Here is a 12,612-nt window from a genome sequence, read left to right on the forward strand (position 1 = left end):
GGTTTTATTTTGGTTTGTGCAAAACAAGACAATAACAAACGCTTATTTTTTAACCCAGTTACCATTTACTTCAACGTAATGACCACTTTGGGTTTTTTCAATTGTTTTAGCGGCAGCAAGCGCTTCTACTTGTGAAAGTGACAAGTTATTCTTTTTAGCCAACTTTAAGTACTGCGCTTTACGCTTTGCATTTATATCATCAACAACGGCTTTTGCTTCTGCGTTTTGTACAACAAGCCCTAAATAACCAGAGCTATCTTCACCTACTAGACCTTGGTTTTTAGCGTCATCAAGGCTAATAGCCCACGCAGAGAACGACATACATACTGCACTAACTAACGTAATAATGTTTAATTTTTTCTTCGTATTCATGTTCTAGCTCCTTAAAATAACTCACTGTCGTCACTAAATAAATTGTCGAGTTCTTTATCTACTTTTACGCGAATTTCGTGATCGACCTTCACATTTAAATTAATAGTAATGGGCTCTTTAGCAGACACCTCAACACGATGCGTGCAGGCACTTAATGCACTAATAGCACTCAGCGCGAGCAGTACTTTTATCAATAACGACTGTCTCATTATTAGTTTCCTTTTTGTGAGTATTGTTGCTCAACTTTTTGTGTAATTTCGTCACTTAAACGCAGTGCACGCAAAAGTGTAAATACGTTTTCTTCGTGGTTATAATTAAAGTTAACCTGCTGCTGCTCTGCTTTATTATAGCCTTGCAAATTAACCCCTAGTTTTAACCAACCATCATTTTTTAGTGCCACACTGCTATTAAGTTTTTGAATATCTAAATTAGTTAATAGCCCTAACACAGGTTGTAACTCTTGCTGTTGCTGCATTACTGAATCAAAAGCGGCATTATTGGTAATTTTTAAATTACCTGTTCCTTGGCTAAATAAGCTACCGTCAATTATTTCAATTTTTCCACTATCAAAGTGAACCGGTAAAGACCCCGCCAAGCGTCCCGTTAATACAATGCCCGACTTATCGTCGAGTGTAACAAGTTTACTTGCATCAATATTTTCAAACTTAACATTAGCAACTTGGTTTGGCTTCCCTACTGTGTAGCGATCTAACGAAAACTCGCCACCAAACACACTTCCTCTTACATCATTTATAAGCGCGGTATTACTACTCACTTGCCATTGACCTTCAATCACTTTAACTACGGCACCCGCCCTAAACTCATTTAAGTTAAAGGTAGTTGGTTTTACATTAAGCTTACCTGAATTATATTCCCCGCTAAATGTACTGCTTAAATCACTCGCAAGGTAATCGTTATACAGTGCACTTACATGACTAATCCCCATATTGAACGATGCACCTTGTAAGTTTATATCGCCACTAATATAGCCATTAAATTCGCCCTTAGTTAGCTGTGCAAGTGGCTCAAATTGCCTAATAAATGCATTTAACGGCAGAGTACTTTGTTCAGGAATAACCACTTCAAACGGATGAGCTTGCGACGACATATGATGATTTATCACTAACTCAACATTGTTTATAAATGCGTGATGAGTGGCTTTTAGTGCACGGCTTTGCAAGCCCGTAGACTCTACTTTTATATTATTAAGTTTTATGTCGGGGCTATTAACAGCCTTTATATTGGTTTTTGCTGTTAGATCAGCAAATAACTCACCTACGCCTAAATTAGCATTTGCTGTTAATGTGTTACTTATATCTGTGACTTTAAATTCTTTATATTCTGCGCTTTTTAATTGCTGAGTTAACGCTACTTCTGCGTTTAACTGTTTATCCATTTTTGCTGTTAAATCACCTTGGTATTGCACTGCTCTTATATCAAACGCATCTACACTATTAAGCGTTAATTTAGCATTTATAAGCCCAATTGGTTTTGAGTCTATAAACTCACTTATATTAAAGTGACCACTAAGGCTAAGCCCATTCGCTGTTGCAGGTGCAAACTCAGGCAAGCTTTCAAGCATAACGACGTAATCGCCTTTAATTGCAGTGCCAGCTAACTGAGCATTAACGCTAATATTATTTATATTGGGTGTATTTATTTGAGCTGATAAAGTTGTCTGTAAGTCTTCAAATGGAGATTTAATATTTAGTGTTGTATCTGTTATTAAAATATCAAATTGCTTATCGCCCACGCTTACCAAATTAATTACAGGTACACTCAACTCACTAGCCTCTAAGCTAATTGATTGAGGGAGTTTTAGTTGCCAATTTAAAGGCACTTGTTTGCTAATAAAGCCTGCATATTCACTTGGTGGAATTAACTCAGTACAGCTTGGTGTTAAATTAATTTTGTTATTAAGCAAATCGGTATTAAATATTAACGCTTGGCTATTTAAATTAAAACGCGTCGCCAATTTACCAGTGGTTAATACGTTAACTTTGCACTGCTCATACGTGTGAGCAAACTGGGATCTAATATCGCCATTTAACTCAAACTTTATACCGTCAAAGCTAAACGCTTGCTGGGTATTAAAATTAGCATCTGCTATTGAGGTGTTTTTAGTGTTTATAACTTGCTTTAAAAAAGTGTCATTAATTAAAAACTGACCACTTACTTTATTAGCAGTCAAAATTGCACTCGCGTTTATATCACCCGAGACATTAAATTTATTTAGTTCAGGCTCTAATATGCTTATTTTAAGTGGCTTATTGAGCTCATCACTTTTTACTACAAGCTGTTTAATATTGATTAATGGGCGATTTAAGGGAAGTGCTAAATCGAGATTTTTAGCAAGCTGATTAGCATTATCACTTTCAGGGAGTGGATTAACTGTTAGCACTGCATTTTCAATATCTACACGCTTTGTATTTGCAGTAATACCAGTAAGTTGTAACTGTTGATTTTGATAATTTAAACACACTCTATCAGCATGAATATTTAAGCTAGACGTGATTGAAAAATCAAGGCAGTTTAATGTGACACCCGCTTTTTTGAGCTCAGGCGCTATAACCCACTGTAATAAAGGTAAACGAAATACATAACCAAGCAGCAAGGTACTTAGTAATACAGCTCCAACAATTAAACCAATTCGCTTAAACATACTATCCTTAAATGCTTTGTGCTTTTAGCTATACTAATACCAACCTGCATAAATCTTTGATCAATTTAACGAATTAAATTGCACTATAACGTCGTTAAAAGTTTTTTATTTAGAACAACTAGATATAAAAACTTTTGCCTAGTTCTAGCGTAATTTTCTTAACGTTAAATAGACCCCATATATAAGCAGATTGGTATAATCAAAAAAGGCTGCACAATGCAGCCTTTTTTATTTTACAGTAAGATTATGAATCTAACTTGTATAAACGTAAATATAATTAACCTACGTTTTTACGTGCGTTACGGAACATACGCATCCACGGGCTATCCTCGAGCCACTCATCTGGGTGCCAAGAGTTGGCAACGCTTCTGAATACACGTTCTGGATGCGGCATCATTACAGTGGCACGACCATCTGTTGACGTAATACCTGTAATACCTTCTGGAGAACCATTAGGGTTAGCTGGGTACTGCGTTGTAGGGTTACCGTAGTTATCTACAAACTTAACCGCTACAGTGCCGCTATTAAGCGCCGCTTTAGTGGCTGCATCGTTTGCAAACTCAGCATGACCTTCACCATGAGAAACCGCTATAGGCATACGCGAGCCAGCCATTCCGTTAAAGAACACAGACGGATTCTCTTGTATTTCTACTAAACTAAAGCGTGCTTCAAAACGCTCTGATTTATTAGTTACAAAGCGCGGCCAATGTTCAGTACCAGGGATCAACTCTTTTAACGTTGATAACATTTGGCAACCGTTACATACACCTAAGCTGAAAGTATCTTCACGGTGGAAAAAGTTTTGGAACTGATCGCGTGCCATGTCGTTAAACAAAATAGACTTAGCCCAACCTTCACCCGCACCAAGTACGTCACCGTATGAGAAACCACCACAGGCCACTAAACCTTTAAATTGCTCTAGTGTTAAACGACCTTCTAAAATGTCGCTCATGTGTACATCAACGGCTGCAAAACCTGCGCGATTAAACGCTGCCGCCATTTCTAAATGAGAGTTAACACCCTGCTCACGTAAAATAGCCATTTGCGGTTTAGCACCGGTTGCAATGTATGGTGCAGCTATATCTTCATTTAAATCAAAGTTAAGTTTTACGTTTAAGCCTGGATCTTTTGCATCAAATTTAGCATCAAACTCTTGCTTAGCGCACTCAGGGTTGTCACGGCGTGCTTGCATTTGATACGTTGTTTCAGCCCAAATAGTACGAAGCTCAGTACGCGTATGATTAAGTACCGTATTTTCGCCACGGTTAAATATAATCGTATCGTCACTGTTAAGCGTGCCAATGTTGTGGCTAATTGCTGCTATACCATGTTGTTCAAACACCGCATTCACTGCATCTAAATCAGCATTTGCAACTTGAATTACGGCACCTAGCTCTTCGTTATAAAGCGCTTCAATGTCTGAACCTGTTAAAGCTGCTAAATCAACCGTTACACCGGTATGACCCGTAAACGCCATTTCAGCAACCGTGGTAAATAAACCACCGTCTGAGCGGTCATGATAAGCAAGTAACTTACTATCAGCCACAAGCGCTTGCATTGCGTTATAGAAGCCTTTTAATAACTCTGGGCTATCAACATCAGGGGTTACATCACCTAATTGCTTATAAACTTGTGCAAGGCTTGATGCGCCCATGCGGTTTTTACCCGCACCTAAATCAATTAATATAAGCGATGTATCGCCTTTATCTGTACGTAGTTGTGGCGTTACTGTTTTACGTACGTCGTCAACACGACCAAACGCAGTTATAACCAGTGAAAGCGGCGACGTTACTGATTTCTCTTGTGAGTCACCTTCATCTTTCCATGTCGTTTTCATCGACATAGAATCTTTACCTACAGGAATCGTTAAACCAAGCGCAGGACAAAGCTCTTCGCCTACGGCTTTAACAGCTTCATATAAACCAGCATCTTCACCTGGGTGACCCGCTGCTGCCATCCAGTTTGCCGATAACTTAATGTTTTCAAGGCTACCAATATTTGCACAAGCAATATTAGTTAACGACTCTGCCACAGCTAAACGAGCAGATGCACCGTAATTAAGTAATGCAGCCGGAGTACGCTCACCAAGTGACATAGCTTCACCGTGGTAAGTATCATACGTTGCCGCAGTTACAGCACAGTTAGCAACAGGTACTTGCCAAGGACCAACCATTTGGTCGCGCGCTACTAAACCCGTAACTGAGCGATCGCCGATTGTTATTAAGAATGTTTTTTCTGCAATGGTTGGTAAACGCATTAAGCGCTGCGCTGCATCTGCTGCATTTATTGATGTGATATCAAGCGCTTTGCCAACAACTTGCTTTGACGTTACATCGCGGTGCATTTTAGGTGCTTTACCTAATAATACGTCCAGCGGCAAATCAACAGGGTTATTTTCAAAGTGGCTGTCTGACACTGTTAAGTGAGGTTCAGCTGTTGCTTCACCAATAACAGCGTACTGGGCACGTTCGCGCTTACAAATTGCTTCAAAGCGGTCAAAGTCCTCTACGCCAACAGCGAGTACATAACGCTCTTGTGATTCATTACACCAAATTTCGTGTGGTGCCATGCCTGGCTCATCGTTAGGGATGCTACGTAATTGGAACTTACCACCACGTCCGCCATCATTAACAAGCTCTGGAAACGCATTTGATAAACCACCGGCACCTACATCATGGATGAATGCAATTGGGTTTTCATCGCCTAGCTGCCAACATTTATCGATAACTTCTTGGCAACGACGTTCCATTTCTGGGTTTTCGCGTTGTACTGAAGCAAAGTCTAAATCTTCGTTTGACTGCCCAGAGGCCATACTTGATGCAGCACCACCGCCTAAACCAATGTTCATTGCAGGTCCGCCTAGCGCAATTAACTTAGCGCCTACAGGAATATCGCCTTTTTGAACATGATCAGAGCGAATATTACCTAAACCACCGGCAAGCATAATTGGTTTATGGTAACCACGTACTTCTTCACCATTATGGCTTGTTACTTTTTCTTCGTAAGTACGGAAGTAGCCTAACAAGTTAGGACGACCAAATTCATTATTAAATGCAGCGCCACCTAGTGGACCTTCTGTCATTATATCAAGTGCGTTTACAATACGTCCCGGCTTACCAAAATCGCTTTCCCACGGTTGCTCGTAACCTGGAATACGTAAATTTGATACAGTAAAGCCAACTAACCCTGCTTTTGGCTTAGAGCCACGACCAGTTGCGCCTTCATCGCGAATCTCACCACCAGAACCTGTAGCCGCACCTGAGAATGGCGCAATAGCTGTTGGGTGGTTATGCGTTTCAACTTTCATTAGTATTTCAATGTCTTCTTGATGATACGCATATTCACCTTGCGCATTTGGGAAGAAGCGACCCGCTTTTGAGCCTTTCATTACTGCCGCGTTATCTTTATACGCCGACAATACATTTTCAGGATTTAACTCAAACGTATTTTTAATCATTTTAAACAGCGATTTTGGCTGCTCTTTTCCATCGATTGTCCAGTCAGCATTAAATATTTTATGGCGACAATGCTCTGAGTTTGCTTGTGCAAACATAAACAATTCGATGTCGTTAGGGTTACGTCCTAACTTTATAAAGTTTTCTACCAAGTAATCTATTTCGTCATCAGCAAGGGCAAAACCTTGCTCAACATTGGCTATTGCTAATGCTTCGCGTCCGCCACCTAAAATATCGACAGACGACATTTGGCGTGGGGCATCACTGCGAAACAGCTGAGCCGCATCTTCAAGCTCACTGTGTGTGGCTTCAGTCATGCGGTCGTGCAATAACGCAATTACTTGTGCAAGTTGTTCTGCGTTTAAATTACCTTCAACATAATAAGCAATACCGCGTTCAACACGGTGAACCTGCTTTAAACCACAGTTGTGGGCGATGTCGGTAGCTTTAGATGCCCAAGGTGAGATGGTACCTGGGCGAGGTGTAACAAGTACAAGTTTGCCAGCTGGGGTATGCTCAGCAATGGTTGGACCGTAAGTTAATAGTTTTTCAAGCTTGGTTTGCTCAGCGCTACTCAACGGCGATGTTAAATCGGCAAAGTGAGTATACTCGGCATATACGTTAGTGATTGGAAGTTGCGATTGTTGGCAACGCGCTAAAATTTTATTAACTCTGAACTCTGAAAGTGCTGGTGCACCACGAAGGATCAACATAGATAATTTCATCCGGGGTTAGGGATTGAACGATATTTTAGGCACGCATTATAGTCCAATTAGCATTCAGATTTAACTCAAAATTACGCTTTTCATAAAATTAACTTTTCAGCTGTATTTATAGTCTGTTTTAGTTAATAAAATAAAAGGTAAAGTGACGTGATGGCTTAGTTTTGCTATAACGGTGGCTGGCGAGTTTAAGGGGCACTCAATGTTCAAAGAAAAACTAATAATAATCATTACTTTAGTTATGCTGTTGTGCGCATGTGATATGCAAGAACAGCCAACTCAACTCGCCCAAATAAAAGAGCAAAACAAAATACGTGTGGGTACGCTTGCGAGTGCCAGTAATTATTATCAAGCAGTACAAGGAGAGCAAGGTTTTGAATATGAGTTATCTCAAGCCTTTGCTGATTATTTAGGTGTAGAGCTTGAAATAGTCCCTTTCTTTAACTTATCTGACATGTTTGAACGCCTTGAAAAGGGGGATTTAGACTTAATTGCCTCAGGACTTACCTACAATAAAACCCGTGCAGAGCAATATCGCTATGGCCCAACTTATCGCACAATTAGCCAAAAGTTAGTTTATAAACAAGGGCGCGTTCGCCCACGTGATTTTGATGATTTAGATGGTAACTTTACCGTTATAGCTAAAAGTAGTCATTCGCTTACTTTACAAAAAATGAAAAAAAACAATCCTGAACTCACTTGGACCGAAAGCGAAGAGTTTGACGAAGAAGAGTTACTTCAAGCAGTTATTGATGGTGAGATAGATTACACCCTTGCCGATACACATACCTTGTCGCTGTTTCGTCGGTATCACCCTAATTTAAGTATTGGCTTTTCAGTTACCCATAACGACCCAATCGCATGGATACTCAACAAATCTAAGGACGACTCTTTATATGCTCTACTTGTACCTTTTTTTGGTGATATAAAACAAAGTAATCAACTTTACGTACTCGAAGAAAAATATTTTGGGCATGTACGCCAATTTAACTATGTAAATACCCTAGCTTATATAGAAGCGATAAAAGAAACTCTACCAACATACCAACCGTGGTTTGAACAATATGCAGGTAGTCTTGATTGGCGTTTACTAGCAGCGCTTAGTTATCAAGAATCTATGTGGAATCCTCGCGCTAAATCGCCAACAGGCGTTCGCGGTATTATGATGTTAACCCGCAGTACAGCAAAACAAGTGGGTGTTACTAACCGATTAGAGCCAGAGCAAAACATTCGCGGTGGCGGTAAGTATTTAAGTAAGCTTATTAAGCGTATTCCCGACAGAATCCCGCAACCCGATAGAACATGGCTTGCATTAGCGGCCTACAATGTAGGTTGGGGACACGTTAATGACGCACGTATAATTACCGAACAGCAAGGCGCAAGCCCTGATAAATGGGCTGATGTAAAAAAACGCTTACCACTGTTAATTAAAAAGCGCTATTACCGTAAAACCCGCTATGGTTATGCGCGTGGCGATGTAGCGGTTAAATATGTTGATAATATTCGTCGCTATTACGATGCACTTGTTTGGCTAGATGAAAATAATGCTATTACAGAAAAACCTGAATCAATCGTAGAGCTAAGCACTGTAATCGAGCCAAAGCTAAACGTAACAAGTGAGATAAAAATTGAGGCAAGTGAAGCTCAAATACAAAAGCAACTACCTATAATTGAGCCCGAGCAGTCAAGTGAAAAAAATAACTAAGATTAATTTAGGTGTTTATTTTTGACCATATCTATAAGCGAAATTTAAGTAAATTAAATATCTGTTTACTTGTCATCAAATGATCACTAATGTGTGTTAATTGTATATCATTAATTTATAAGATATACCTCGTGCCTTTCTCACTCTTGCATTAGGAGAAAACATGCTAAAACGTAGACGCACACAAAGATTAAAACGTAATGTAATTTATTCAACGGCCACACGTCGTCGTGTTATGTTGCGCAAACTGCACAAAAAGATTATCTGGCGTCGCCGAATGTTTGCTATGCAGCAAATGGTAGAGTCAGAAATATCCCCTGCGACTAATTAAAGATTAGTCGCATCACGAGCAGCTTTTTTAGCTGCTTTAATTTGTGCTCTTCTACGTTTAAAAAAATCTGAAATAGTATTGCCACACTGCTGTGCTAAAACACCACCACACACTTCAACTTGATGGTTTAACCTCGGTTCTTGTAATAAGTTCATAATTGAACCAGCAGACCCTGTTTTTTCGTCGGCTGCACCAAATACTAAACGCTTTATTCTGCTATGCACCAACATTCCTGCACACATAGAACAAGGCTCTAATGTTACGTACAGTGTACAATCTATTAAACGATAGTTGTTAAGCACTTTTCCGGCTTCTCGTACTGCGATCATTTCGGCATGGGCAGATGGGTCGTTATCGGTTATTGAACGGTTGTACCCTACTGAAATTAGCTGGTTATCTTTTACTACAATCGCTCCTACAGGGATTTCATCAAGCAACTCTGCCTGCTTTGCATACAAAAGCGCTTGCTCCATCCAGTAGGAATCATCAAATGGCTCGTTCATTCTTTCTACTTAAATAACTTTTTATGCTGTGATTATACCTAGTTAGCACTCTAAAGTGCGTCATTCATTACTTTATTGCAAAAATAAAACAATATTTACCCGTTTGTAATGGCTCACTCGTGCTGATTTACGCTATAATCTCACGCTTTTTTTATTTAGCTCACAACACGGGTAGCAAATGAAATTTCCTGGACGCCGCAGGCATAAACATTATTTTCCAGTGGAAGCCAAAGATCCACTTACCAATCAACTTAACGCAACAGAGCGATTACAACGTAGTTATATTACGGGTATCGATCAGATCGTTGTTGATATAGAGGCAAAAGTTGATCAAGCTTTCCTTGACGAATTTCAACTACGTAGAGGTATGTCGCAAGTTATTGATAGCGACATAACAAACGCCTTATACGATCGTTTAAAATTAAACGATATGGTTGATTTTGAGTTTGCCGGTGGGACCATTGGTAACACTATGCACAACTACTCTGTACTTGCAGATGATCGCTCAGTTTTATTAGGCGTAATGAGCGAAAATATAAAAATAGGTAGCTATGCTTACCGCTTTTTATGTAATACCTCAAGCCGTGTAGATTTAAACTATCTTCAACCAGTAGATGGGCCTATAGGTCGTTGTTTTACATTAATTGATGAAACCGGTGAGCGTACTTTTGCAATAAGTGCGGGCCTAATGAATCACTTACGTCCTGAATCTATCGATAAAAACCTTATTGAAAATTCATCAGCATTAGTGATCAGTGCCTATCTTATGCGTACGCAAGGTAGTGAAACGATGACTGAAGCGACTATGCAAGCGGTAAAATACGCTAATGATGCAGGTGTGCCAGTTGTTCTTACACTCGGTACCAAGTTCTTAATTGAGCAAGACCCTACCTGGTGGGCAAACTTTGTTGAAAAGCATGTTGATATTCTTGCTATGAACGAAGAAGAAGGGTTAGCTATTACGGGTTTTGAAGACCCACTCCTAGCTGCTGATAAAGCACTTGATTGGGTAGATTTGGTAATTTGTACTGCTGGCGAAAAAGGCTTATTTATGGCCGGCTACGTTGACGAAAGTTTAAAGCGCGAAACCGAATACCCGTTATTACCAGGAGCAATACCTGATTTTAATCGATACGAATTTTCACGTGCTATGCGTAAAACCGAGTGTGATAAGCCTATCAGAGCATATAGCCATACAGCCCCATTCATGGGTGGACCTGACTCAATTAAAAACACCAATGGTGCAGGCGATTGTGCTTTAGCGGCTGTACTACATGACTTATCAGCAAATGTTTATCATAAACTTAACGTGGCAAACTCTGCTAAGCATCAGCAACAAGCTATTACTTACTCATCACTATCGCAAATTAGTAAATATGCTAACCGAGCTAGTTATGAAGTGTTAGTTCAGCACTCTCCTCGCTTATCTCGCGGTTTACCAGAACGCGAAGACTGCTTAGAACAGGTTTATTGGGAACAGTAAATAACGGTGGGAGCAAGTATTGCTCCCTCTCGATTTCCTAAAAAATAGAAATATCGAGCTTTTTAGATAGTAGTTCCAGCGCCGCAATTCCTGCTACCGAATTACCAAACGAATTAAGCCCTGGAGAATAAACAGCTACCGTAAACTTATTTGGTAACACGGCTAAAATAGTCCCTGACACTCCCGACTTACCTGGCATACCTACTCTGTAACCAAAATCCCCCGCAGCATCATATAAACCACTCGTGAATAAAAGCGAATTTAGCTGCTTATTTTGACGACTACTTAAAACACGATCGCCCGATCGATTATCAACACCTTTATTAGCTAAAAAATTATAAGCTTTGGCTAATTCAATACAGTTGAGCTCAATAGAACAAAAGTTAAAGTAAGACCATAAAACATCATCGACTTCATTTTCAAAATTACCAAACGACTTCATTAAATGTGCCATAGCAGCATTACGATGCCTAAATTCATACTCAGAATTAGCGACTTTTTTATCAATCACTATCCCTCTATTACCAGCTAACAACCTAAAGGTCTCGAGCATAGAGTGCATTGGTGCAGATAAGCGGCTGTACAACGCATCACACGTTACAATTGCGCCTGCATTTATGAAAGGGTTACGAGGAATCCCTTTTTCAAACTCAAGCTGTGTAAGCGAGTTAAAGGCAGTCCCTGAAGGTTCCTTTCCAACTCGATGCCAAAGCTCATCACCATAACGTTGCAGTGCCATAGTAAGTGTCATAACTTTAGAAACTGATTGAATAGTAAAACGTTGAGAACAATCCCCCGCACACACAGTCTCACCATCAGTTGTATAAATAGCAATAGAAAATTGCTCAGGATCGACCTCTGCTAGGGCCGGTATATAATCAGCTACTTTTCCTTGTGATAATAAAGGGCGTACTTCATGTGCTATTTCATCAAGCACCTTTTGATAATCAGCTGTAGGCAAACTAGACCTCTATATCATCATTCATAAAAATTGGATTTTAGCACGCGCGAATAGACGCAACTAGTTTTGTTGTTGAATTTAAAGGGGGATGTTTTTCTTAATTTTAAAAAGCAAAAAACCCGTCACATTGCTGTAACGGGTTTCTCTTAATTAAATCCTAGTAATGTCGTAGTGCCCACAGCGGTAGAGAGTCACATAGCAAATGCTAGACTATCTTTGTGTCGGGGCGTCCTTCTGCGGGGCTCGCCTTAGAACTATTTTATTTCGCCACTGAGTTCGGCATGGACTATTTACAAAATTCCAAAAAGCAAAAAACCCGTCACATTGCTGTAACGGGTTTCTCTTAATTAAATCCTGGTAATGTCGTAGTGCCACAGCTGTGGAGAGGCACATAGCAAATGCTACACTATCTTTGTGC

Annotated in this window: 9 protein-coding genes; 3 read left to right on the forward strand and 6 right to left on the reverse strand. The window is 39.9% G+C overall.

Features of this window, described 5'->3' with window-relative positions:
* Nucleotides 1-42: 42 nt before the first annotated feature.
* From D172_RS14220 to purL, 4 genes are all read right to left on the reverse strand, one after another.
* Complete coding sequence (locus tag D172_RS14220; RefSeq protein WP_002961068.1) at nt 43-372, reverse strand: YdbL family protein; 330 nt, start codon at nt 370-372, stop codon at nt 43-45.
* An 11-nt stretch (nt 373-383) separates the two neighbouring features.
* Nucleotides 384-581 (reverse strand): YnbE family lipoprotein, encoded by a 198-nt coding sequence (locus D172_RS14225; protein ID WP_007378800.1) that lies wholly within the window; start codon nt 579-581, stop codon nt 384-386.
* A 2-nt stretch (nt 582-583) separates the two neighbouring features.
* Entirely contained in the window at nt 584-3,034 is a 2,451-nt protein-coding gene (locus D172_RS14230; RefSeq protein ID WP_007378799.1) for an intermembrane phospholipid transport protein YdbH family protein, read from the reverse strand.
* A 277-nt stretch (nt 3,035-3,311) separates the two neighbouring features.
* Nucleotides 3,312-7,202 carry a phosphoribosylformylglycinamidine synthase gene (gene purL, locus D172_RS14235; protein ID WP_007378798.1) on the reverse strand — a complete coding sequence of 1,297 codons (3,891 nt, stop codon included), beginning with the start codon at nt 7,200-7,202 and terminating at the stop codon, nt 3,312-3,314.
* 211 nt (nt 7,203-7,413) lie between these two features.
* Here purL and mltF point away from each other — a divergent pair, with 211 nt between their 5' ends.
* Nucleotides 7,414-8,916: a membrane-bound lytic murein transglycosylase MltF gene (gene mltF / locus D172_RS14240; protein ID WP_007378796.1), complete on the forward strand. Its 1,503-nt coding sequence runs from the start codon at nt 7,414-7,416 to the stop codon at nt 8,914-8,916.
* A 163-nt stretch (nt 8,917-9,079) separates the two neighbouring features.
* Nucleotides 9,080-9,247 (forward strand): hypothetical protein, encoded by a 168-nt coding sequence (locus D172_RS21595; protein ID WP_007378795.1) that lies wholly within the window; start codon nt 9,080-9,082, stop codon nt 9,245-9,247.
* Here the strand turns inward: D172_RS21595 and tadA are convergent.
* Nucleotides 9,244-9,750, reverse strand: a complete 507-nt coding sequence (tadA, locus tag D172_RS14245) for a tRNA adenosine(34) deaminase TadA (RefSeq protein WP_007378794.1) — start codon at nt 9,748-9,750, stop codon at nt 9,244-9,246. The genes D172_RS21595 and tadA overlap by 4 nt on opposite strands.
* A gap of 178 nt (nt 9,751-9,928) precedes the next feature.
* On the opposite strand from tadA, the gene D172_RS14250 reads away from it, so the two are divergent.
* Entirely contained in the window at nt 9,929-11,233 is a 1,305-nt protein-coding gene (locus tag D172_RS14250; RefSeq protein WP_033023865.1) for an inosine/guanosine kinase, read from the forward strand.
* Between the two features lie 37 nt (nt 11,234-11,270).
* Here the strand turns inward: D172_RS14250 and glsB are convergent, their stop codons facing one another.
* Nucleotides 11,271-12,194 (reverse strand): glutaminase B, encoded by a 924-nt coding sequence (glsB, locus tag D172_RS14255; protein ID WP_007378792.1) that lies wholly within the window; start codon nt 12,192-12,194, stop codon nt 11,271-11,273.
* Nucleotides 12,195-12,612: the final 418 nt, after the last annotated feature.

The organism is Pseudoalteromonas sp. Bsw20308 (assembly GCF_000310105.2).
Taxonomy (GTDB): Bacteria; Pseudomonadota; Gammaproteobacteria; order Enterobacterales; family Alteromonadaceae; genus Pseudoalteromonas; species Pseudoalteromonas fuliginea.